25 protein-coding genes are annotated in these 22,496 nt (G+C 71.2%); 6 read left to right on the forward strand and 19 right to left on the reverse strand.

Annotated elements, in window-relative coordinates; translation table 11 throughout:
- Positions 1-333 precede the first annotated feature (333 nt).
- Positions 334-1,761 (reverse strand): hypothetical protein, encoded by a 1,428-nt coding sequence (locus IO33_RS0118045; RefSeq protein ID WP_031166028.1) that lies wholly within the window; start codon positions 1,759-1,761, stop codon positions 334-336.
- Between the two features lie 266 nt (positions 1,762-2,027).
- On the opposite strand from IO33_RS0118045, the gene IO33_RS0118050 reads away from it, so the two are divergent.
- Positions 2,028-3,854, forward strand: a complete 1,827-nt coding sequence (locus IO33_RS0118050) for an endonuclease/exonuclease/phosphatase family protein (protein ID WP_031166031.1) — start codon at positions 2,028-2,030, stop codon at positions 3,852-3,854.
- Positions 3,855-3,863: 9 nt separating this feature from the next.
- Here the strand turns inward: IO33_RS0118050 and IO33_RS0118055 are convergent, their stop codons facing one another.
- The 5 genes from IO33_RS0118055 to IO33_RS51225 form a co-directional block, all read right to left on the reverse strand.
- Entirely contained in the window at positions 3,864-4,601 is a 738-nt protein-coding gene (locus tag IO33_RS0118055) for an SRPBCC family protein (protein ID WP_031166033.1), read from the reverse strand.
- A 14-nt stretch (positions 4,602-4,615) separates the two neighbouring features.
- The gene (locus IO33_RS0118060; protein WP_031166035.1) at positions 4,616-5,224 is read right to left on the reverse strand and encodes an ArsR/SmtB family transcription factor; all 609 of its coding nucleotides are present in this window, start codon (positions 5,222-5,224) and stop codon (positions 4,616-4,618) included.
- A gap of 78 nt (positions 5,225-5,302) precedes the next feature.
- A complete protein-coding gene (locus IO33_RS0118065; RefSeq protein WP_031166038.1) occupies positions 5,303-5,794 on the reverse strand; it encodes a DUF3618 domain-containing protein in 492 nt (163 codons plus the stop codon).
- 317 nt (positions 5,795-6,111) lie between these two features.
- Positions 6,112-6,807, reverse strand: coding sequence for a hypothetical protein (locus IO33_RS0118070; protein ID WP_031166040.1), 696 nt, complete (start codon positions 6,805-6,807; stop codon positions 6,112-6,114).
- Positions 6,804-6,956 carry a hypothetical protein gene (locus IO33_RS51225; protein ID WP_167349456.1) on the reverse strand — a complete coding sequence of 51 codons (153 nt, stop codon included), beginning with the start codon at positions 6,954-6,956 and terminating at the stop codon, positions 6,804-6,806. Before IO33_RS51225 ends, IO33_RS0118070 begins: the two co-directional genes overlap by 4 nt.
- Before the next feature lie 157 nt (positions 6,957-7,113).
- On the opposite strand from IO33_RS51225, the gene dapA reads away from it, so the two are divergent.
- Positions 7,114-8,019, forward strand: coding sequence for a 4-hydroxy-tetrahydrodipicolinate synthase (gene dapA, locus IO33_RS0118080; protein WP_031166043.1), 906 nt, complete (start codon positions 7,114-7,116; stop codon positions 8,017-8,019).
- On the opposite strand, the gene IO33_RS0118085 is transcribed toward dapA, so the two are convergent.
- Positions 8,020-9,267 (reverse strand): YncE family protein, encoded by a 1,248-nt coding sequence (locus IO33_RS0118085; RefSeq protein WP_031166046.1) that lies wholly within the window; start codon positions 9,265-9,267, stop codon positions 8,020-8,022.
- On the reverse strand, positions 9,264-9,821 hold the full coding sequence (locus tag IO33_RS0118090) for a SigE family RNA polymerase sigma factor (RefSeq protein WP_031166048.1): 558 nt from the start codon (positions 9,819-9,821) through the stop codon (positions 9,264-9,266). The genes IO33_RS0118085 and IO33_RS0118090 overlap by 4 nt, the downstream gene beginning before the upstream one ends.
- 139 nt (positions 9,822-9,960) lie before the next feature.
- Between IO33_RS0118090 and IO33_RS0118095 the strand changes: the two genes are divergently transcribed.
- Together IO33_RS0118095 and IO33_RS0118100 are read left to right on the forward strand one after the other, a co-directional pair.
- Entirely contained in the window at positions 9,961-10,464 is a 504-nt protein-coding gene (locus IO33_RS0118095; protein ID WP_037685631.1) for a hypothetical protein, read from the forward strand.
- Between the two features lie 93 nt (positions 10,465-10,557).
- Positions 10,558-11,736, forward strand: a complete 1,179-nt coding sequence (locus IO33_RS0118100) for a CapA family protein (RefSeq protein ID WP_051926840.1) — start codon at positions 10,558-10,560, stop codon at positions 11,734-11,736.
- Between the two features lie 118 nt (positions 11,737-11,854).
- Here IO33_RS0118100 and dapD read toward each other — a convergent pair whose 3' ends face one another.
- The 11 genes from dapD to IO33_RS0118155 all read right to left on the reverse strand — a co-directional run bounded on the left by dapD (position 11,855) and on the right by IO33_RS0118155 (position 20,444).
- The gene (gene dapD / locus IO33_RS0118105) at positions 11,855-12,841 is read right to left on the reverse strand and encodes a 2,3,4,5-tetrahydropyridine-2,6-dicarboxylate N-succinyltransferase (protein ID WP_031166054.1); all 987 of its coding nucleotides are present in this window, start codon (positions 12,839-12,841) and stop codon (positions 11,855-11,857) included.
- A 64-nt stretch (positions 12,842-12,905) separates the two neighbouring features.
- Positions 12,906-13,442 carry a TetR/AcrR family transcriptional regulator gene (locus tag IO33_RS0118110; protein WP_031166057.1) on the reverse strand — a complete coding sequence of 179 codons (537 nt, stop codon included), beginning with the start codon at positions 13,440-13,442 and terminating at the stop codon, positions 12,906-12,908.
- Positions 13,442-13,765, reverse strand: a complete 324-nt coding sequence (locus IO33_RS0118115; protein WP_031166060.1) for a DMT family transporter — start codon at positions 13,763-13,765, stop codon at positions 13,442-13,444. The genes IO33_RS0118110 and IO33_RS0118115 overlap by 1 nt, the downstream gene beginning before the upstream one ends.
- 132 nt (positions 13,766-13,897) lie before the next feature.
- Positions 13,898-14,230, reverse strand: a complete 333-nt coding sequence (locus tag IO33_RS0118120; RefSeq protein ID WP_031166063.1) for a metal-sulfur cluster assembly factor — start codon at positions 14,228-14,230, stop codon at positions 13,898-13,900.
- A complete protein-coding gene (gene sufU / locus IO33_RS0118125) occupies positions 14,227-14,694 on the reverse strand; it encodes a Fe-S cluster assembly sulfur transfer protein SufU (RefSeq protein WP_031166065.1) in 468 nt (155 codons plus the stop codon). Before sufU ends, IO33_RS0118120 begins: the two co-directional genes overlap by 4 nt.
- 18 nt (positions 14,695-14,712) lie before the next feature.
- Positions 14,713-15,969: a cysteine desulfurase gene (locus tag IO33_RS0118130; protein WP_031166068.1), complete on the reverse strand. Its 1,257-nt coding sequence runs from the start codon at positions 15,967-15,969 to the stop codon at positions 14,713-14,715.
- A complete protein-coding gene (gene sufC / locus IO33_RS0118135) occupies positions 15,966-16,730 on the reverse strand; it encodes a Fe-S cluster assembly ATPase SufC (protein WP_031166070.1) in 765 nt (254 codons plus the stop codon). The genes IO33_RS0118130 and sufC overlap by 4 nt, the downstream gene beginning before the upstream one ends.
- 7 nt (positions 16,731-16,737) lie before the next feature.
- The gene (locus tag IO33_RS0118140; RefSeq protein WP_031166073.1) at positions 16,738-17,055 is read right to left on the reverse strand and encodes a non-heme iron oxygenase ferredoxin subunit; all 318 of its coding nucleotides are present in this window, start codon (positions 17,053-17,055) and stop codon (positions 16,738-16,740) included.
- Positions 17,052-18,236, reverse strand: a complete 1,185-nt coding sequence (gene sufD, locus IO33_RS0118145; protein WP_031166075.1) for a Fe-S cluster assembly protein SufD — start codon at positions 18,234-18,236, stop codon at positions 17,052-17,054. Before sufD ends, IO33_RS0118140 begins: the two co-directional genes overlap by 4 nt.
- Positions 18,237-18,291: 55 nt before the next feature.
- Complete coding sequence (gene sufB, locus IO33_RS0118150) at positions 18,292-19,713, reverse strand: Fe-S cluster assembly protein SufB (protein ID WP_031166078.1); 1,422 nt, start codon at positions 19,711-19,713, stop codon at positions 18,292-18,294.
- Complete coding sequence (locus tag IO33_RS0118155) at positions 19,710-20,444, reverse strand: helix-turn-helix transcriptional regulator (protein ID WP_031166080.1); 735 nt, start codon at positions 20,442-20,444, stop codon at positions 19,710-19,712. Before IO33_RS0118155 ends, sufB begins: the two co-directional genes overlap by 4 nt.
- A 172-nt stretch (positions 20,445-20,616) precedes the next feature.
- Here IO33_RS0118155 and IO33_RS0118160 point away from each other — a divergent pair, with 172 nt between their 5' ends.
- Together IO33_RS0118160 and IO33_RS0118165 are read left to right on the forward strand one after the other, a co-directional pair.
- Positions 20,617-21,429 carry an AAC(3) family N-acetyltransferase gene (locus IO33_RS0118160; RefSeq protein WP_031166082.1) on the forward strand — a complete coding sequence of 271 codons (813 nt, stop codon included), beginning with the start codon at positions 20,617-20,619 and terminating at the stop codon, positions 21,427-21,429.
- A 31-nt stretch (positions 21,430-21,460) separates the two neighbouring features.
- Entirely contained in the window at positions 21,461-22,438 is a 978-nt protein-coding gene (locus IO33_RS0118165) for an ABC transporter ATP-binding protein (RefSeq protein ID WP_425347968.1), read from the forward strand.
- Positions 22,439-22,496 lie beyond the last annotated feature (58 nt).

The raw sequence follows: 22,496 nt of genomic DNA on the forward strand, positions 1-22,496 counted from the left end.
GCAGCGGGAAGGCACCGGCCCGGACGCACCGCGGCCCGGCACCCCCACCGACTCACCCACCGCGGCCCGGCACCCCCACCGAGCGCCGCGACCACACCTCGACGCGCCCCCGCACTCCCGTCGGCTCACCCGCCGTACCGCGACCGCGCCTCCCCGCTGCCCTGCACCCCAGCAACTCACCCGCCGCGCCGCAACCACACCCCGACACGACCCAGCACCCCCGTCAACTCACCCACCGCGCCGCGACCACACCCCGACGCGCCCCTGCACCCCGATCAACTCACCCGCCGTACCGCGACCCACCCCTCGACGCGCCCTCGCACCCCCGTCGCCTCACCCGCCCTGCTGCGACCGCGCCTTGAACGCGGCCTTCCGCGCCTCTTTCGCCACCTTCTTGTCCGGGTGCAGCCGCCCCATCGCCTCCAGCACATCAGCGGTGGCCGGGTGTTCGACCCGCCAGGCCGCGGAGAAGAACCCGCCGTGCTGCGCCGCCAGCCCCTCCACCAGTGCCTGCAGCTCCTCGGAGTTGCCCTCGGCGGCCAGCTGCGCGGCGACCGTGTCGATGGTCAGCCAGAACACCATCGCCTCGGACGGCGCCGGGACCCCCGCGGCCCCCCGTTCGCTCAGCCACACCCGGGCCAGACCGCCCAGCTCGGGATCGTCCAGCACCTCCCGCAGCGCCGGCTCCGCCTCCGCCCCCACCAGGGTCAGCGCCTGCTGACAGCGCAGCCTGCGCAGCGGCGCGCCGGCGTCGGCACCACGGGCCGCTGCCAGCAACTCCCTTGCCGCGGCCAGGGCTTCCCGCCGCGCCAGCCACCGCTCGGTCTCGGCGCGGGCGGCCGCCTGCCCGTACCCCGCCGTCCCGTCGAGCAGCGCGTCCGCGCCCTTGTCGGCGAGTTCACCGACGGCCGGCGCCTGGAACCCGGCCTCCAGCAGCCGCGCCCGCAGCCCGTACACACCGAGCGGGGTGAGCCGGACCATGCCGTAGCGGGAGACGTCGGTGTCGTCCACCGGCGCGGCGGGCTCCTCGTCGGCGTCGGCCATGAGGGCCTCGTCGACCGGCTGGTACTCCACGAGCCCGACCGGTTCGAGGGCGCGGAACTGGTCGTCGAGCCGCATCATCGCGTCGGAGACCTGCTCCAGGACGTCGTTGGTGGGCTCGCCCATGTCGTCGGGGACCAGCATCGAGGCGGCCAGGGCGGGCAGTGGAACCGGACCCTCGCCGGGGCCGTCCTCACTCACCGTCAGCAGATAGAGATTGCCGAGGACGCCGTCGAGGAAGTCCGCCTCGGACTCCGGGTCCCAGTCGAGTGACGAGAAATCGATCTCGCCGCCCTCGTCCAGGGCGTCGACCAGGTCGTCCAGATCGGGGACGCTCGCGTCGGCGACGACGGTCTCCAGTGCGGCGAGCCACACGGCGAGCACATCGGCCGGGGAACCCGCGGTGAGCAGTTGCAGCTCCTCGCCGGCCCGGACGGTCCCGGCCTCCTCGTCCACGATCTCGACCAGCCCGGCGTCCAGGGCGACCCGCCAGGCCTCACTGGCGTACGCGGCGGCGTCGTCGCCGCTCAGTCCGAGCAGTTCGGCGGCGGCCGGAAGCTGGTCCTCGGCCAGTCCGCCGCCGGCGTCCACGCGGGTGTCGGGTCCGGCCCAGCGGGCGAGGCGGGCGGCACGGGAGAGCAACGGCGTGGACAGCGCGGCCCGCGCCAGCTCCGCTTCGGGGTGCAGCCGTACGGGCGGCAGGGGGGAGCTGTCTGACATCGGCTGGTTCTCCTCGGACCGTGAAACGGGCTCAGCCGCTCAGCCTAGACGGATTTCCACCCATGCCGCCCGGTTCATCTCCCCGTCAGCCGTCGTACATGGCCGAAACCTTGACAACTCCCGGCGCCAGGCAGGAGATTGACGCGCGTAGAAGTTGGGGGGACAACTGTTCACTCGGCTCTATGCGTGTCACGGAGGGCTACGACCCCCACACGCTCCCGTTCCACCCTCGTCCCGGCGTTCACGTATGTCCCCGGAGGGAACCCTTGCCGAGCAGGTCTTCCGCGCGCCTCGCCGCGCTCACCGTCGCCGCCGTCTGCAGCGCCGCTTCCGCCGTCGTCCTCACCTCGCCCGCGCACGCCGACTCGGTGCGCATCCACGACATCCAGGGCACGACCCGGATATCCCCGTTCGCCGGGCAGAAGGTGACGGACGTGCCCGGCATCGTCACGGCCACGCGCACGTACGGCTCCTCCAAAGGCTTCTGGATCCAGGACCCGAACCCGGACGACGACCCGGCCACCAGTGAGGGCGTCTTCGTCTTCACCGGCTCCACGCCGAAGGTCGCCGCCGGCGACTCGGTGACGGTGACCGGAACGGTCTCCGAGTTCGTCCCGGGTGGCGCCTCCTCGGGCAACCAGTCGGTGACGGAGATCACCAAGCCGACGGTCACCACCGTCTCCACCGGCAACCCGGTCCCGGCGCCGGTCGTGATCGACGAGAACTCCGTGCCGGACGAGTACGCCCCCGGGGGCGACACCGCGGCGAACGGCTCCGTCAACGGCCTGGCCCTGGACCCGTCGACGTACGCCCTGGACTACTACGAGTCCCTTGAGGGCATGAACGTCCAGGTCGCCGACACCCGCGTGGTCACCGCGACCGACCCGTACAGCGAGCTGTGGGTCACCGTGAAGCCGTGGGAGCACCGCAACCGCCGCGGCGGCACGGTCTACGGCTCCTACGACTCGCAGAACACCGGCCGGCTGCAGATCCAGTCGCTGGGCGCGACCGCCGACTTCCCGAAGGCGAACGTCGGCGACACCCTGGAGGGCACCACCACCGGCCCGCTGGACTTCAACCAGTTCGGCGGCTACACGCTGGTCGCGAGCAAGCTCGGCACGCTCGAGAGCGGCGGCCTGGAGCGCGAGACGACGCGCAAGCAGTCGAGCCGCGAGCTGGCGGTCGCGACCTACAACGTCGAGAACCTCGACCCGTCGGACGCCACCTTCGACAAGCACGCCGCCGCGATCGTGAACAACCTCCAGTCGCCGGACATCGTGTCCCTGGAGGAGATCCAGGACGACAACGGCGCCAAGGACGACGGCACGGTCGACGCGAGCCAGACCGTGAACAAGCTGATCGACGCGATCGTCGCGGCGGGCGGCCCGAAGTACGACTGGCGCTCGATCAACCCGGTCAACGACCAGGACGGCGGCGAGCCGGGCGGCAACATCCGCCAGGTGCTCCTGTTCAACCCCGAGCGGGTGTCCTTCGTGGACCGCGCGGGCGGCGACTCCACCACGGCGGTCGGCGTCACGAAGGTGCACGGCAAGGCCGAGCTGACGGCCTCCCCGGGCCGGATCGACCCGGCGAACGCGGCCTGGGCCAACAGCCGCAAGCCGCTGGCCGGCGAGTTCGTCTTCCGCGGCAAGACCGTGTTCGTGATCGCCAACCACCTCAACTCCAAGGGCGGCGACCAGGGCCTGACGTCCCAGTACCAGCCGCCGGTGCGCAGCTCGGAGATCCAGCGCCACGCCCAGGCGACCGAGGTGAACGCGTTCGTCAAGAGCATCCTGGACGTCCAGAAGAACGCGGACGTCATCACGCTCGGCGACATGAACGACTTCGAGTTCTCCGAGACCGCGAAGATCCTGGAGGGTGACGGCGAACTGTGGTCGGCGATCAAGTCGCTGCCCAGGAGCGAGCGTTACACCTACGACTACCAGGGCAACCAGCAGGTCCTGGACCAGATCCTGATCAGCCCGGCGATCCGGCGCGGCTGCGACTTCGACTACGACAGCGTGCACGTCAACTCGGAGTTCAACGACCAGATCAGCGACCACGACCCGCAGGTGCTGCGCTTCCGCCCGTGACCGGGGCGCTCAGGACCGGCTGAACACGCCGTTCAGCCAGCCCTGCCAGGCACTCTCGTTCACCTGGGCATCGGCGTCCGGCGCGAAGTCGTGCACGCTGATGCCCAGCGGGGCGCCCCAGTGACCGCGGCCGAAGAAGCGGATGAGGGCGCTGTCGGTGCGCAGCCCGATGAAGTACGGGTTCCGGTAGTCGACCACGGCGTCCAGGGTCCGCCCGCCGGGTCCCCGGACGCTCGCCTTCGTCCCGGCGGCCGCGTCGTCCGCCAGCCCGAGGGCGTGCCCGACGGCGGCGAGCGCCCCCGCCGTCGCCGAGCTCGCGGGCCCGTCGAGCTGGGCGAAGGTGACCGGGCGGGGCGCGAAGTGCGTGAGGTACTCGCACAGGGTGTGCAGATAGAAGTTGGTGTGCTTGCTCGCACCGTCGTACTGGTTGTTCCAGTCGTCCGTAAAAATGCCGCTGTGGACGTAGCGGACCCAGGCCCGGCGGCCCTCCTCGCGCGGCTCGATGGTGTAGTCCAGCTGGTTGACCGACTGGACCGGGAAGCCGACGTCCTCGCTGCGGTTGGTGTAGCGGTGGGGCGGATCCCAGGCGGTGACCGTCGACCCGAAGGGCCCCCGGCCGCCTTCGCGGGGCTCCGGCGGGTCCATCGGCCACAGATACCCACCGGTACCGGTGGTGACGGCCTCCCAGACCTCCTCCGGAGGGACGTCGACCTCGAACTCGCGGACGATCTCGAATTCCTTGGACATGGCGGAGCTCCTGCTCACTGATCCGGTGCGGGGGTGGGCTGGTCCTTGACCGTGGGGTGGAGGGCGACGACGATCCGGTGGTCGCGGCCGTCCTCGACATCCGGGGCGTCGTACTTGCGGATCAGCGCGCTCACGCCCGCCGTCAGCTCCTGCACGAAGGCCGCCCGGTCGGCGGCGGAGGCGAAGCGGACCTGGCCGTCCAGGGCGTAGGTCGCCAGTCGCTTGCGGGCCTTGGCCGCGCCGGAGATCAGCGCGCCGACGTCCCGCACCAGGCGGGCGCCGAGCGCGAGCAGCCAGCGCGCGGACAGCTGGTCGCGGAAGCGGTCCGGGTCCGGCTGTACGGCGGGCAGGGCGGCGGGCGAGATGACGTACGAAGCGGCGGTGGCGCGCATCAGCCGCTCGGTGACGTTGCCCTTGCGGCGCTCTCCGGCCAGCTCGACCAGGCCGTGCCGCTCCAGCGCCTTGAGGTGGTAGTTCACCTTCTGCCTGGGCAGTCCGACCTTGCCGGCCAGCATCGCCGCCGAGGCGGGTTCGGCGGCCAGCTCGGCGAGCAGCCGGGCCCGCACGGGGTCCAGCGACACGGCCGCCGCCTCGGGGTCCTCGATCACGGTCACGTCCAGCATGCGTCCACCCTCCCACCGAAAACTTTTTTTGTCCAGACAGACAAAGTAATCGGTGAGAGGGTGGTCCCGAAGCCGCCTTCAGTGGTGACGCATCCGGCGCCAGGCGATGCCGGCCGTCACCGCGGCCGCGCCCAGCACACCCACGGCGAGGATCGGCCCCGGGTGACGCATACCCCGGCGCACCGCACCGCGCAGCGGCTGCGGAACGGCTTCCTCCACGGCGTGCCCCACACGCCCGGCCCGCCCCTGGACCACATGCCCGGCCTGCGCGGCCCGCCCCTGCACCGCGTGCCCAGCCTGCGCGGCCCGCCCCTGCACCGCGTGCCCGGCCTTGGCGGCCCGCCCCTGCATGTCGTGTCCGGCCTGCGCGGCGCTCACCCGCAGCTGTACGGTCATGGCGCCGGCCTTGTCCTTCAGGTCGGCGGCCCGCACCCGGGCCCGCTCGGCGACATCCGCCTTACCCACCAACTGGGCGACGGTGTGCCCGAGTTGGTGTCGTGCCTGCTCGATCTGCTGCCGCAGCTCGTCGGGCCCCTTGGCGCCCGAGCCGTGCGGGATCCTGTGCCTCATCGGTGTGCCCTTTCCCTGATCACGTCGACGTCCGCGCCACGCCCCCGAGGCCGCACACGGCGGGAGGGGACGCGGCGGGTGGTGTCCGCCCGCAGCGGCCGGCGAAAACGCCGGGTGCCCCGGGGAAGACAGTGCGCCGGACCGAGGACGGACACCACCCGGCGCGGCGCCGACTCACAAACCACCGTAGGCGCGACCTGGCCCACAACGCACCCGCACGGGCCGCCGCAGGCATCCACCCCCACAACGCACCGCACGCCACACACCCGCACGGACCACCGCAGATGCGGGTACCCCGGCCGAGGCCCGCCAATCCGTCAGCCCCGCCCCACTCCCCCGTTTCCCCGCTCGCCGAGCCGCGCGAGTTGGCTCTGGAACCAGTCGAGGCGGGCCTGCAACAGCGCGGCCTCGGCGACGAGTTCGGGCACGCCCAGCTCCGCCGCGTCCGCCGACTCGGCGGACGCGGCTCCCGTACCGCCACCCCGCACCCCCACCCGCAGCCCCTCCCCGGCCAGCCGGGCGAAGCCGGCGAGCGAGAGGGACGTACGGCCGCGTACACAGCCGGCGCAGACCGGGGCGAGGGCGAGCCAGCCCGGCCTGCCCCAGCCGGCGTCGGCCAGGCCGACGGCGGTGGCACCGCACGCGCACGGACCGGCGGTCGCCGTGCGCACCCGCTGCCGGGCATAGCGGAAGCCGCGCTCGAAGCGGATGTAGGCGCCGAGCACCGAGACCTCCAGCAGGAGCGCCGTCCGGTGCTCGGCGGTGCACAGCATGGCCTCGGCGGCGCCCCGCTCATGGACGCAGTGGAACCCGCAGTCGCACAGGCGCGCGGGCGGGCGGTGCCGCCGGCCGTAGACACAGGAGGCGTCGTCGAGCACGCCGTAGGGCAGCGCGCCACCGAGCGACACTCCGGTGAACCCGGCCCGGGTGCCGTCCTGGGCCAGCACCGGGTGGGCGATCTTGTATCCGGTCGGCGGCTCCGTCGGCCGTTCCGCCGGGAGCCGCAGCCTCATCGGGCGGCCGGGACCTCTTCGCGGGCCGGTTCGGCCGGCTCGACGTGGACGGTCTTGTCGGGAACCGGGATCTCTTCCTCGCGCACGGGCTGCCGCTCCTCGGCGACTCCGGTGGCCAGTGCCTTGCCGAGCTTCATGGTGCCTCCCATGACTGACGACGTAGGTGACCCTCCGGCCATAGTGACGCATGAGGAGCCGAAGTGGACACACCGACTACGGCCACCCCCCAACCCATCAGCAACGCTTACCAATACAACGTAGAAGAATTAAGTAGAGCTTCACCAACGGGTCGCCGAGACTACTCCCATGACGAGCACCCGCACCACCACCCGTCGCCCCTTCGGCCGGACCCTCTGCGCGATGATCACGCCGTTCACCGAGGCGGGAGACCTCGACCTGGACGGGGCCCGGGAGCTGGCCGCGTGGCTGGTGGCCGAGGGCTGCGACGGCCTGGTGCTGAGCGGCACCACCGGCGAGTCCCCCACCACCACGGACACCGAGAAGGCGGAGCTGGTCGCGGCCGTCCGGGACGCGGTCGGGGACCGGGCGTCCCTGGTCGCGGGCGTGGGGACGGCCGACACCCGGCACACCGTCGAGCTGGCGCTCGCGGCGGGGAAGGCGGGCGCCGACGGGGTGCTCGTGGTGGCGCCGTACTACAGCAAGCCGCCGCAGGAAGCGGTGGAGGCGCACTTCCGGGCGGTGGCCGACGCGAGCGGCGTGCCCGTGATGCTGTACGACATCCCGGGCCGCACCGGCACCCGGATCGAGCCGGAGACCATGATCCGCCTCGCCGGGCACCCGAGGATCGTGGCCGTCAAGGACTGCTCGTACGACTTCCTCGGAACCCAGAAGGTGCTGGCCCACACGGACCTGGCGTACTACGCGGGCTGCGACGAACACGTGCTCGCGCTGTCCGCGGTCGGCGCCGCGGGCTGTGTGAGCACGGTCGCGAACGCCGTGCCGGGCCACATCACCGCGATCCTCGACGCCTTCGACGCGGGCGACACCGTAGGCGCGACGGAACGGCAGCTGCGGGCCACGCCGTTGATCGAGGCGATGATGGGCGCGGGCCTGCCGGGCACGGTCACCGCCAAGGCGCTCCTCGCCCGGCTGGGCCGGCCCGCGGGCCCGGTGCGCGCACCGCTGCTGCCCGCCGGCCGGGAGGCGGCCGACGGGCTGTGGGCGCGGTACGAGGCGCTCACCGCCGGCTGATCAGCGGCGGGCGAAGACGGGCTCCCAGGGCTCCACCACGTCGGTGGGCTTGGCGGGCTCCTGGACCCCGCTGAGCGGTACGACCTTGTCACTGCCGATCGTGACCAGCACGAGCTGGGGCCGGTACTCCTCCTCCAGGCTCGTCACCCGCTCCCAGGCGATGAGGTGCTTCTCGTCCGCCCAGGCGAGCAGATGGCCGCCGCGCACCTTGGTGATCTCCTTGCCCGTGCGGGGATCACGGACGGAGGAGTAGGACCTGCCGGGATGGCCGCCGACCTCCTTCGTCAGGCCCAGGGCGGCGAGCCTGCCGGTCGGGGACAGCCGCGCGGGGACGTCCGACCGCAGGTACTTCTCGTCCGCGGGCGCGGCGACCTTGTCGCCCTTGAGGTCGTAGAACTGCTGGAGGCCGTCCCGCCCGCCGATGCGCTGCCCGTACACCAGTTCACCGGTACGGCTGAAGGCGAAGTCCGCGCGGGAGTTGATGTCGCGGCCGGACGCGACCGGGCTCCAGGAGCCGGCGCCGGAGGCCACGTCGAGGTCGTAGAACCCGGACCGGCTCGACTCGCCGAACCTGACCCCCCACATCCACCCGTCCCTCTTGCCTTTGCCGCGGAACAGCTTCTCCCTGACGCGCAGATCGGGGCTCTCGTCGTACGTCGTCGCGACGAGCCGGGTGCCGTCGTACGAGAACGCGAGACCACCCACCCCGTGCCGGACCGGGATCCACCGCTCGACCTTCCGCGTCGCGAGGTCGAGCAGGCCGATCCGGTGGGCGGGCAGGTCGCGCTCCAGCACCGCGGCGGTCCTCAGACCCGGAGCGACGGCGACGAAGGACCAGCGGGAGTCCTTCTCGTACTTCCCGGTCTTCGGGTCGAGCAGCCAGTAGGTACGCGCCGATACGGCCCGCTTGTCGGTCTGCGGCTGGATCTTCGCCGTGTAGTAGGCGGCCAGTACGGCGTCCCCGGCGCCGATCAGCTCCCGCGGCGGCGACTGGTCCGGGTGGGCCTGCACCTCACCGGAGCCCACCGTTCTGGCCGGCCGTACGTGGTTCTTGTGGCCGGAATCCAGCAGCGGCACGCCCACGGCGATCGCGACCACGGCGGCGGTGGCCAGGGCGACGGACGCCAGCCGGCGGGTACGGCGGCGCCGGCGGACGCCGAGCACCCGGTCGGCGAACCCCGCCGGCGCCGGCGGCTGCTGTACGGCCTGCTCGCGCAGCGCGTCACGCACGAGTTCCTCGACGTTCACGGGCGCACCTCCACGGGCGAGAAGTCACGGGACGGCCGGGGCTGCCGGGGAGCCAGCGCCGCCAACTCGGGGGCCAGCTCACGGAGTCTGGCCAGGGACCGGTGGGTGGTGGACCGTACGGTGCCCACGGAGCAGCCGAGGAGCCGGGCCACGTCGGCCTCGGGCAGGTCCTCGAAGTAGCGCAGCACCAGCACGGTGCGCTGGCGGGCGGTGAGCCGGGACAGGGCCGTGCGCAGCACGAGCCGCAGCTCGGCGGCGCCCGAGGCGTCCTGGCTGTGTCCGGCGCCGCTCTCCGGCGGCTCGGCGACCATGACCTCCCGCCGCCGCCACTTCAGCCGCCACCGGCTGATCTGCTGCCGGTACAGGATCCGCCGGACGTAGGCCTCCGGCTCGTCGATCCGCTGCCAGCGTCCGGCCGCCTTGACCAGCGCGTTCTGCAGCAGGTCCTCGGCGGCGTGCCGGTCGCCGCCGGCCAGCAGGACGGCCGTCTTCAACAGGGCCGTGGATCTGCCGGCCACGAACTGTCGAAAACTCTCCTGCGCCTCGGCATCCATCGTCACCTTCTCTTTCCCCCGGGCCCCTCGGTGTCCGGGCCCTGCACCCCTCCTGACGCGCCGGCCGGGCGCACGCTATGCCTCGCCCCGCAAGAAATTTCCGGCTGGCCCGCCGTCCCCTCTGCCGTACGGTGGCTCCGTGAGCCGCCCTCTGCTGTTCCTGGACGTCGACGGCCCCCTCAACCCGTACGCGGCCCAGCCGGAGGGCCGGCCCGAGGGCTATACGACGATCCTGGTGCCGCTGGACTCCCGGCGTCCGCTGCGGGTGTGGCTGAACCCGGCCCACGGCCCGGCGCTGCTCGGGCTCGGCTACGACCTGTGCTGGGCGACGAGCTGGATGGCCGAGGCCAACGTCTGGATCGCCCCCGTCGTCGGCCTGCCCGAGCTGCCGTACGTCGACTTCGGCAGGGGCCTGTTCGCCGAGCGCCCCGACGGTGTGCACTGGAAGACGGAGGCGATCGTGGCGCACGCCGGGGACCGCCCGTTCGCCTGGGTGGACGACGAGCAGAGCCCGGCGGACACGCGGTACGTCAGGGCCCGCCACCCGGGCCCGGCCCTGCTCCATCACGTGCATCCCGGGACCGGCCTGCGCGACGCCGACTTCACCGCGCTCCGCAAGTTCGCCTCCACCCTGCCCGGCTGACCGGTCCTGCCGGGGCGGACGGTGCGGCGTCGGAGAACACGCCGGTGGACGACCCTGCGTGAAGGAGGGGTACCCGCTTCGTAGCATGAACCGATGATCACATCCGGCAGACAGCGTCCTCGGCAGCGGCGCGAGCGGCAGAAGGTGGTGGGCCGTCACCGCCTGCTCGCCCTCGGCCTGGCCGGGACCGGTGTGGTGGTCGCCGCGGCGTTCGTGTTCCGCGCCGGCTCCGGGGGCGCAGCCTCCATCGGCCCCGCCCAGGCCCCCCTACGGACGAAGGGGACCACGGCGTCCGGTGCACCGGCGGCGCCGCGCCCCATGGGCAACGTGCGGATCGCCGCCGTGGGGGACATCGTGATGGGCTCGCTGCCGGACGACCTGCCGCCGGATGGCGGCGCCTCCTTCTTCGACCCTGTCAGGGATCTGCTCGCCGGTGATGTGGTGCTCGGAAACCTGGAGGGCACGCTCACCACCGGCGGCTCCAGCAAGTGCGACGACATCGACGGCCCGAACTGCTTCGCGTTCCGCGCCCCGCCGTCCTACAGCCGCTGGCTCAAAGAGGCCGGGTTCACGGCCATGAACATGGCGAACAATCACGTCGACGACTTCGGGGCGGAGGGGCGGCGCGATACGTTCGCCGCCCTGCGCTCCATGAACCTGCAGTTCACCGGCCGCCTGGGCCAGATCACCATCCAGCGGACACACGGTATCCGGGTCGCACTCATCGGGTTCGCTCCCGACCAAGGGGCGAACGACCTCACGGACATCCCCGCCGCACAACGACTCACCGCCCGCGCGGCAAAGATGGCGGACCTCGTGATCGTCACGATGCACGCCGGCGCGGAGGGCTCGGACCGCACCCACGTGGAACCCGGCACCGAGTACTTCCTCGGCGAGAACCGCGGCGACAGCTACCGCTTCAGCCGTGCGGTGATCGACGCGGGCGCCGACCTGGTCGTGGGCAGCGGCCCGCACGTGATGCGGGGAATGGAGTTCTACAAGGGCCGGCTGATCGCCTACAGCCTGGGCAACTTCACCGGCTACAAGGTGCTCGGCCTCGGCGGCACGCTCTCCACCAGCGGCGTACTGCAGGTCACCCTCCGCGCCGACGGCACCTACGTGTCCGGGCGCCTGCGCCCGACCCAGATCGTGGAGCCCGGCACGCCGGAGCCGGGCGGCGAGGCGATCGACCTCGTCTCCAGCGTGTCGGAGGAGGACTTCGGCCCGCACGCCGCCCACATCTCGCCGGACGGCACGATCCAGCACCCGTAGTGGGCGGCCTCGCCGAGCCCGGCCCGCCCCTCAGACCCCCAAGACCTGCCGCCGACAGCTCGGCAGCAGGTCAGGGCGTTGACGGACAAAGGCGGCCGCACGTCACGGCCGCCGTGCGTCAGTTGTGGCTGTGCAGGATGTCGTTCAGGCCGCCCCAGACCGCGTTGTTCGGGCGGGCCTCGACCTTGCCGCTGACCGAGTTGCGGCGGAAGAGGATGTTGGAGGCGCCGTTGAGCTCGCGGGCCTTGACGATCTGGCCGTCGGGCATGGTGATGCGGGTGCCCGCGGTGATGTAGAGGCCGGCCTCGACCACGCACTCGTCGCCGAGCGCGATGCCGACGCCCGCCTCGGCGCCGATCAGGCAGCGCTCGCCGATGGAGATGATCACGTTGCCGCCGCCGGACAGGGTGCCCATGGTGGAGGCGCCGCCGCCGATGTCGGAGCCGTTGCCGACCACGACGCCCGCGGAGATCCGGCCCTCGACCATGGAGGTGCCGAGCGTGCCGGCGTTGAAGTTGACGAAGCCCTCGTGCATGACCGTGGTGCCCTCGGCGAGGTGCGCGCCGAGGCGGACCCGGTCGGCGTCGGCGATGCGGACGCCCTTGGGGGCGACGTAGTCCGTCATGCGCGGGAACTTGTCGATAGAGGTGACCTGGAGGTGCAGGCCCTCGGCGCGGGCGTTCAGCCGCACCTTCTCGATGTCGTCCACGGCGACCGGGCCGAGCGAGGTCCAGGCGACGTTGGCGAGGTGGCCGAAGATGCCGTCCAGGCTCTGGCCGTGCGGCTTGACCAGGCGGTGCGAGAGCAGGTGCAGGCGCAGATAGACGTCGTGCGCGTCGAGCGGCTTCTCGTCGAGGGAGGCGATGACCGTACGGACCGCGACCCCCTCGACGCCCCGGCGGGCGTCCGGGCCGGTCGCCGCGGTGGCGCCGCCGCCCAGCAGCTCCGCCGCCTGCTCGGCGGTGAGCCGCTCGGTGCCGGCCGGGCCGGGCTCCTCGACCAGCTCGGGGGCCGGGAACCAGGTGTCGAGGACGGTGCCGTCGGAGGCGATGGTGGCGAGGCCGGCGGCGACGGCGCCGGTGGTACGGGAAGCAGACTCGGTCATGGGAGAAAACCTAACGTGAGCGGGGCCGTGAGGGCGAACCGCGTCTCACGTGCCGGGCGCACCTTCAGGGGATCAGCCGAGCCAGCGCGGCGCGGGCGTACTCCGCGTCGTACGAACCGCCGGTCAGCAGCACCTGGAGGCAGATCCCGTCCAGCAGCGCGAGCAGGGCGCGGGCCGTGACCGGGTCCGTGCGCCGGGCCAGCAGCGCTGCCGCGTCCTCGGTCCACTCGGCGGCGACGGGGCGCAGCGCGGGCCGGCGCAGCGCCGCCAGATACAGCTCGTACTCCAGCTCCACGCCGGTGCGGTCGCCGCCGAGCCACTCGCCGAGCGCCCCGGCGAGGTCCGCGGCGAGGTCCCCGCTGTCGCCGTCCGGGGGCAGTCGCTCGGCCAGCACCCTGGCGAAGTTCTCGTTCACCTGCCGCAGCGCGGCCACCATCAGCTCTTCCAGGGTGGCGAAGTGGTACGTCGTGGAGCCGAGCGGGACGTCGGCCTCGGCGGCGACCGAGCGGTGGCTCAGGCCGGCCATGCCGTCCCGGCCGACCACGCGGACCGCGGCGTCGATGATGCGCCGGCGCCGGTCGGGGTCGTAGCGGCGGGGCATCAGTGGCTCGCCCCGCCCAGGTTCAGCACGACCACTCCCCCGATGATCAGCAGGATCCCGCCCACCTTGGCGACGCTCAGCCCCTCGCCGAACAGCAGCAGGCCGAGGACGGCGATGGTCGCGGTGCCCACCCCGGCCCAGATCGCGTACGCGGTGCCGATCTGGACGGTCTTCAGCGTCTGGGCGAGCAGGGCGAAGGAGACGAGGTAGCCCAGAGCCGTCACGAGCGAGGGCCAGAACCGGCTGAACCCCTCGCTGTACTTCATCGCCGTGGTCGCGGCGACCTCGGCGGCTATGGCGCCGGCGAGTGTCAGGTATCCCATGTGTACGAGCGTACACAACGGTTGCGTACGGTCGTACACAACCGCGGCGGCGCACCCGCCCGCGCATCCGGGGCCGCGCACACGAGAAGGGGCCGCGGCGTGCTGCCGCGGCCCCTTCTCGCAGGCTCTGTCTCAGACGTTGAAGCCGAGCGCCCGAAGCTGCTCGCGACCGTCGTCCGTGATCTTGTCGGGGCCCCACGGGGGCATCCAGACCCAGTTGATGCGCAGTTCGTTGACAAGGCCGTCCGTGGCGGACTTGGCCTGGTCCTCGATGACGTCCGTCAGCGGGCAGGCCGCGGAGGTCAGGGTCATGTCGATCGTCGCGATGTTCGCGTCGTCGATGTGGATGCCGTAGATCAGGCCGAGGTTGACGACGTCGATGCCCAGCTCGGGGTCGACGACGTCGTACAGCGCCTCGCGGAGTTCTTCCTCCGAGGCCGGCTTCATCTCAGCGGTCTCGCTCATGCCGTCTTCCTTTCGGCGTCGGCGCCACCCAGCGCCTGGGCCGTCGCGTCCTTCCACGCCATCCAGCTCAGGAGGGCGCACTTGACCCGCGCGGGGTACTTGGAGACACCGGCGAATGCGACCGCGTCCTCCAGGATGTCCTCCATCGCGTCGTCCGGCTCGATCCTGCCCTTGGACTGCATCAGCTCCAGGAAGGTCTCCTGGATCTTCTGCGCCTCGGCCAGGTCCTTGCCGACCAGCAGCTCGTTCAGCACGGAGGCGGAGGCCTGGCTGATGGAGCAGCCCTGGCCCTCGTACGAGACATCCGCGATCTTCGTGCCGTCGTACTTCACGCGGAGGGTGATCTCGTCGCCGCACGTCGGGTTCACATGGTGCACCTCGGCGTCGCCATCCCGAAGACCACGCCCGTGCGGGTTCTTGTAGTGGTCCAGGATGACTTCCTGGTACATCGAGTCCAGCTTCACTGTGTCAGCTCACGCCTCTCAGCCGAAGAAGTTCCGTACGTGCTCCAGCCCCTCGACCAGTGCGTCGATCTCGGCCGGCGTGGAGTACAGATAGAACGACGCTCGCGTGGTCGCAGGAATTCCGTAGCGGAGGCAGACGGGGCGGGCGCAGTGGTGGCCGACGCGGACCGCGATGCCCTGCTCGTCCAGAACCTGGCCCACGTCGTGCGGGTGGATGTCGCCGAGGGTGAAGGAGATCGCCGCACCGCGGTCCTCGGCCGTCGTCGGGCCGATGATCCGCAGGTCCGGGACCTCGCTCAGCTTCTGCACCGCGTACTCGGTGAGCGCGTGCTCATGGGCGAGGATCTTGTCCATGCCGATCGACTGGAGGTAGTCGATCGCCGCACCCAGGCCGACCGCCTGCGCGATCGGCGGCGTGCCCGCCTCGAACTTGTGCGGAGCCGGGGCGTACGTCGAGGAATGCATCGAGACGGTCTCGATCATCTCGCCGCCGCCCAGGAACGGAGGCAGGTCCTCCAGCAGCTCCTGGCGGCCCCACAGGACGCCGATGCCGGTCGGGGCGCACATCTTGTGGCCGGTGAAGGCCACGAAGTCGGCCTGCAGGGCCTGCACGTCCAGCGGCATGTGCGGGGCGGCCTGGGAGGCGTCGATGCAGACCAGCGCGCCGACTTCCTGCGCGCGGCGCACTATCGCCTCGACCGGGTTGACCGTGCCCAGGATGTTCGACACCAGCACGAAGGAGACGATCTTCGTCTTCTCCGTGATGATCTCGTCGATGTTGGAGAGGTCGAGCCGGCCGTCGTCGGTCAGGCCGAACCACTTCAGCTTCGCGCCCGTGCGCTGCGCGAGCAGCTGCCACGGCACGATGTTGGAGTGGTGCTCCATCTCCGTGATGACGATCTCGGTCTCGTGGTCCACCCGGTAGGGCTCGTCGGCCCACCCGAGCATGTTCGCCACGAGGTTCAGCGATTCGGAGGCGTTCTTGGTGAAGATCACCTCGTCGCGGCTGGGCGCGTTGATGAAAGCGGCGACCTTGTCGCGCGCGCCCTCGTACAGCGCCGTGGCCTCCTCGGCGAGCACATGCACACCGCGGTGGACGTTGGCGTTGTAGCGCTCGTAGTACTCGCTCAGGGCGTCCAGTACCTGGCGCGGCTTCTGCGAGGTCGCCGCATTGTCCAGGTACACGAGCTTCTTGCCGTCGTGGACGACTCGGTCCAGAACGGGGAAGTCCTTGCGGATCGCCTCGGTGTCGAGGAGGCCCGGCAGCTGTGTCACGCGGATGCGCCACCCTTCACGTATGCCTCGTAGCCCTCGTTCTCCAGCTTGTCCGCGAGCTCGGGGCCGCCGGACTCGACGATGCGGCCGCCGGCGAAGACGTGGACGTGGTCGGGCTTGATGTAGCGCAGGATGCGCGTGTAGTGCGTGATCAGCAGGGTGCCGACCTCGCCGGTCTCGCGGACGCGGTTGACGCCCTCGGAGACGATGCGGAGGGCGTCGACGTCCAGGCCGGAGTCGGTCTCGTCCAGGATCGCGACCTTCGGCTTGAGCAGCTCCAGCTGAAGGATCTCGTGGCGCTTCTTCTCACCGCCGGAGAAGCCCTCGTTGACGTTGCGCTCGGCGAAGGCCGGGTCCATGTTGAGGCGCTCCATGGCCTCCTTGACCTCCTTCACCCAGGTGCGCAGCTTGGGGGCCTCGCCGCGGATGGCGGTGGCGGAGGTGCGCAGGAAGTTGGAGACCGAGACGCCGGGGACCTCGACCGGGTACTGCATCGCCAGGAACAGGCCCGCGCGGGCGCGCTCGTCGACGGACATCTCCAGGACGTCCTCGCCGTCGAGCAGCACGGTGCCGCTGGTGATCGTGTACTTCGGGTGACCCGCGAGCGAGTAGGCGAGGGTCGACTTGCCCGAGCCGTTGGGGCCCATGATGGCGTGCGTCTCGCCCTGCTTCACGGTGAGGTCGACGCCCTTGAGGATCTCCTTCGTGGCGTTGTCGGCCTCGACGGTGACGTGCAGGTCTCGGATTTCAAGCGTTGCCATGGGTGCCTCAGGACTCCTGGGTGACGGAGACGAGAACGTCGTCCCCTTCGATCTTTACGGGGTATACGGGGACGGGGCGCGTGGCCGGGAGGCCGGACGGCTTGCCGGTGCGCAGGTCGAAGGAGGAGCCGTGCAGCCAGCACTCGATCTGGCAGTCCTCCACCTCGCCCTCGGAGAGCGAGACGTTCGCGTGGGAGCAGATGTCGTAGATGGCGAACACCTCCCCCTCGGTGCGGACGACCGAGACCGGCGTGCCGTCGAGTTCCACCCGCTTCGGGGTGTCCTCCTCCAGCTCGCTCAGCCCGCAGGCGCGTACGAAGGTCATGCGACCGAAGCCTCCAGCTCCTGCTCGATCTTGGCGAGCAGGCGCTCCTCGATGTCGGCGACACCGATCTGCTGGACCAGTTCGGCGAAGAAGCCGCGGACCACGAGGCGGCGGGCCTCGTGCTCCGGGATGCCGCGCGCCATCAGGTAGAAGAGCTGCTCGTCGTCGAAGCGGCCGGTGGCGGAGGCGTGGCCGGCGCCCACGATCTCACCGGTCTCGATCTCCAGGTTCGGCACCGAGTCGACGCGCGCGCCGTCCGTGAGGACCAGGTTGCGGTTCATCTCGTAGGTGTCCGTGCCCTCGGCCTTGGCCTCGATGAGCACGTCACCGATCCAGACCGCGTGCGCGTCGTCGCCCTGGAGCGCGCCCTTGTAGACGACGTTCGACTTACAGTGCGGGGTGTTGTGGGTGACCAGCAGGCGGTGCTCCTGGTGCTGCCCGGCGTCGGTGAAGTACAGGCCGAACAGCTCGGCCTCGCCGCCGGTGCCGGCGTAGGCGACGCGCGGGTGCAGGCGGACGAGGTCGCCGCCGAAGGTGACCACGAACGACTTGAAGGTGGCGTCCCGGCCGATCAGCGCGTTGTGCTGGCCCACGTGCACGGCCTTGTCGTCCCAGTCCTGGACGGAGACGACGGTCAGCTTGGCGCCGTCGCCCAGGACGTAGTCGACGTTGGCGGCGAGCACCGCGTCACCGGTGTGGTCGATGACGACGACGGCCTCGGCGAAGGCACCCAGCTCGATCACCTGGTGGCCGTAGGCGACCCCGCCCGCGCCGTGCACGGCGATACGGATCGGCTCGGTGAGCACCGTCTCCTTGGGGACGGTGACCACGCCGGCCTGCTCGAAGGCGGAGTACGCCTGGGCGGCGACGCGGTCCACCGGGGTGCCGGCCCTGCCGATGCGGGCGTCGTCGCGGCCGACGGTCTCGACGGTGACGCCCTCGGGGGCCTGGACGTCCACCTTCACGCCGTCGCCGGTGGCGACCGCGGTGCCGTCGTGCAGCCCGCGCAGCCGCTCCAGCGGGGTGAACCGCCATTCCTCCTCACGACCGTGCGGGACCGGGAAGTCCGCCACGTCGAAGGACGGGGGCGCGCTCATGCGCGAGACGACGGTCGACTCGGCGGCGACCGCGATCTGGCCGGCGGTGGTGGAGCCCACCGGGATGTTCTGGGCCTCAGCCATGGCTGTCGTAGTGCTCTCTTTCTGAGTAAGACGTCTGCTGGCGATGGGGGCGGTCCTAGCCGACCGCGCCCTCCATCTGCAGCTCGATCAGCCGGTTGAGCTCCAGCGCGTACTCCATGGGCAGCTCCTTGGCGATCGGCTCGACGAAGCCGCGCACGATCATCGCCATCGCCTCGAACTCGGTCAGGCCGCGGCTCATCAGGTAGAAGAGCTGGTCCTCGGAGACCTTGGAGACGGTCGCCTCGTGCCCCATGGACACGTCGTCCTCGCGGACGTCGACGTAGGGGTACGTGTCGGAGCGCGAGATGGTGTCGACCAGCAGCGCGTCGCACAGCACGTTGGACTTGGAGCCGTGGGCACCCTCGCCGATCTCGACCAGGCCGCGGTACGAGGTGCGGCCGCCGCCGCGCGCCACCGACTTGGAGACGATGTTGGACGAGGTGTTCGGGGCCATGTGGACCATCTTCGAACCGGCGTCCTGGTGCTGGCCCTCGCCCGCGAAGGCGATGGACAGCGTCTCGCCCTTGGCGTGCTCGCCCATCAGGTAGACGGCCGGGTACTTCATCGTCACCTTGGAGCCGATGTTGCCGTCGATCCACTCCATGGTCGCGCCCTCGTAGGCCACGGCGCGCTTGGTGACCAGGTTGTAGACGTTGTTCGACCAGTTCTGGATGGTCGTGTAACGGCAGCGGGCGTTCTTCTTGACGATGATCTCGACGACCGCGCTGTGCAGCGAGTCCGACTTGTAGATCGGGGCCGTGCAGCCCTCGACGTAGTGCACGTAGGCACCCTCGTCGACGATGATCAGGGTCCGCTCGAACTGGCCCATGTTCTCCGTGTTGATGCGGAAGTAGGCCTGCAGCGGGATCTCGACGTGGACGCCCTTGGGCACGTAGATGAAGGAGCCGCCGGACCACACGGCGGTGTTCAGCGCGGCGAACTTGTTGTCACCGGCCGGGATGACCGTGCCGAAGTACTCCTTGAAGAGCTCCGGGTGCTCCTTCAGGGCGGTGTCGGTGTCGAGGAAGATGACGCCCTGCTCCTCCAGGTCCTCGCGGATCTGGTGGTAGACGACCTCCGACTCGTACTGGGCGGCGACGCCGGCGACCAGGCGCTGCTTCTCGGCCTCCGGGATACCCAGCTTGTCGTAGGTGTTCTTGATGTCCTCGGGCAGGTCCTCCCAGGACTCCGCCTGCTTCTCCGTGGAGCGCACGAAGTACTTGATGTTGTCGAAGTCGATGCCCGAGAGGTCGGAGCCCCAGTTCGGCATCGGCTTCTTCTCGAAGAGCTTCAGGCCCTTCAGGCGCAGCTTGGTCATCCACTCCGGCTCCGACTTCTTGCCGGAGATGTCGCGGACGACCTCCTCGTTCAGGCCGCGCCTGGCGGAGGCACCGGCCACGTCGGAGTCGGCCCAGCCGTATTCGTACTTGCCCAGGCCCTCGAGTTCGGGGTGGGCAGTCTCCGTGGGGAGAGTCATGCGGGGTTCCTCCCGGCCGTGCTTGCAGGTGCGTCGGTGGATGTCTTGGGGATGAACGTCGTGCAGACGCCGTCGCCGTGCGCGATGGTCGCCAGTCGCTGGACATGGGTACCCAGCAGCTCCGCGAAGATCTCCGTCTCCGCCTCGCACAGCTGCGGGAACTGCTCGGCGACATGGGCGACCGGGCAGTGGTGCTGGCACAGCTGCTCGCCGACCGGTGCGCTGCGCGCCGTTGCAGCGTACCCGTCGACGCTCAAGGCCTTGGCCAGTGCTTCGGCGCGCTTGTCGGGCGTCACGGCCTCGATCGCCTTGCGGTACGCGCTCGCCTGGGCGGCGATCCGGGCGCGGGCGAAGGCGGCGACCGCCTCGGGGCCGCCCCCCTGCTCGGCGATCCAGCGGAGCGCGTCCACGGCGAGCTTGTCGTACGACTGGTCGAAGGCGTCCCGGCCGCAGTCGGTCAGCGCGAAGACCTTGGCGGGGCGGCCGCGCGTGCGCGTGCCGTAGACCCGCTGCTCGCGCGCCTCCACGACGTCGTCGGCGACCAGTGCGTCCAGGTGACGACGGACGGCCGCCTGGGTCAGTCCCAGCCGGCCGGCGAGATCGGCGACGGTCGACGGGCCGTGGTCCAGGATGGAGCGCGCGACGCGGTTGCGCGTGGAGCGCTCACCGGTCGCGAGTTCCTCCTGCGGGGCCCCCAGGGGGGTCTCCCGAGCCTCGCCGACGTTTTTCACAACGCCATTGTTGCGTAATTCCGCAGAACCTGACAAGCGCCGTTCGGATCATCGAGCGGTGCCCTGCGTCACTTAGGCATACCTAATCTGACCTGCGAAAACGATCTTTGATCGATCATCCGGCACGTAATCGGGTGGCATCGCGGAGGCCCGCGGAGGAGACTCCCGGACCATGCCCACACCCCCTCCGACCGGCCCTCTTGTCTCCCGGGACACCGTCGCCACCCAGCTGCGCGCGCTGGGTGTCGAGCCCGGCGAGATCCTCCTCGTCCACGCCTCCCTCAGCTCCCTCGGCTGGGTCAACGGAGGCGCCGTCGCGGTCGTCCAGGGACTTCTCGACGCCCTCGGCCCGACGGGCACGCTGGTCGTCCCGACCCAGTCCGCGGACCTGTCCGACCCGGCCGTGTGGGGGAACCCGCCCGTGCCCGAGGAGTGGTGGGACCGGATCCGCGCCACGATGCCCGCCTACGACCCGCTGGTCACCCCCGCCCGGGGGGTCGGTGTGCTCCCGGAGACCGTGCGCACCTGGCCCGGGGCGCTGCGCAGCGCCCATCCGCAGACCTCGTTCGCCGCGCTCGGTCCGCGCGCCCGTGACATCACCGAGGGCCACGCGCCCGACTGCCGCCTCGGCGAGCGGAGCCCGCTGTCCCGGCTGGAGCAGCTGGGCGCCCGGGTGCTGCTGCTCGGCGCGGGCTACGACGCCTGCACCAGCTTCCACCTCGCCGAGTACCGCATACCCGGGCCGCTGGTGGGGGTGGGGCGGCCCGGGCCCGGCGGCTGGGAGACGGTGACGGAGGTGTCGATCACCTCGGACCGGTTCGACGAGCTGGGCCACGACTTCGAACGGGACCGGCCCGTCGTGCGCGCGAAGGTGGGCGCGGCGGACGTACGGCTCTTCCCGGTGGCGGACGCCGTGGCCTACGCGGAGCGGTGGCTTCCACTGCACCGGCCCCGTGCGGAGGAGTTCCCCCACCCCCGCGCCTGATCGGCCGGCGGTCTCCCTAGACTCTGGGTTCATGCGCAGTGAGCCCGCCCGCCCGTCTCCCGACCACCGCCCCTCACCGGGACGCTTCGCGTCGCACCCGCTGATCGAGGTCCAGGCCCTGGTGAAGCGGTACGGCACGAAGACCGCGGTGGACGGCCTCGACCTGGTGGCCGGGGCGGGCGTGACCGCCGTCCTCGGTCCCAACGGGGCGGGGAAGACGACCACGGTCGAGACCTGCGAGGGGTACCGGAAGCCGGATTCCGGCACGGTGCGCGTCCTGGGTCTCGACCCGGTGCGCCAGTCCGCCGAGCTGCGTCCCCGTATCGGTGTGATGCTCCAGTCCGGCGGGGTGTACTCCGGAGCCCGCGCCGACGAGATGCTCCGGCACGTCGCCAGGCTGCACGCGCACCCCCTGGACGTGGACGCGCTGATCGAGCGGCTGGGGCTGGGCAGCTGCGGGCGGACCGGCTACCGGCGGCTGTCCGGCGGCCAGCAGCAGCGGCTCGCGCTCGCCATGGCCGTCGTGGGACGCCCGGAGCTGGTCTTCCTGGACGAGCCGACGGCAGGCCTGGACCCGCAGGCCCGCCGGGCCACCTGGGACCTGGTGAAGGACCTGCGCGCCGACGGTGTCTCGGTGATCCTCACCACGCACTACATGGAAGAGGCCGAGCAGCTCGCCGACGACGTGGCGATCATCGACGGCGGCCGGGTCATCGCCCAGGGCTCCCCGGAGGGGCTGTGCAAGGGCGGCGCCGAGAACACCCTGCGCTTCACCGGCCGCCCCGGCCTCGACGTGGGCTCCCTGCTGAAGGCGCTCCCCGCCGACTGCACGGCCGCCGAGCTGACCCCGGGCAGCTACCGGGTCGTCGGCAAGGTCGACCCGCAGCTGCTGGCCACCGTGACCTCGTGGTGTGCCCAGCACGGCGTGATGCCGGACCGGATCTCGGTGGAGCGGCACACCCTGGAGGACGTCTTTTTGGAGCTGACAGGCAAGGAGCTGCGCTCATGATCCCGTCCCGCACCGAGACCGGCCGGGGGTCCGGGGGTCGCCCCCCGGAAGGACACAG

The sequence above is a fragment of the Streptomyces durhamensis genome, from assembly GCF_000725475.1.
In the GTDB taxonomy this organism is placed as follows: domain Bacteria; phylum Actinomycetota; class Actinomycetes; order Streptomycetales; family Streptomycetaceae; genus Streptomyces; species Streptomyces filipinensis.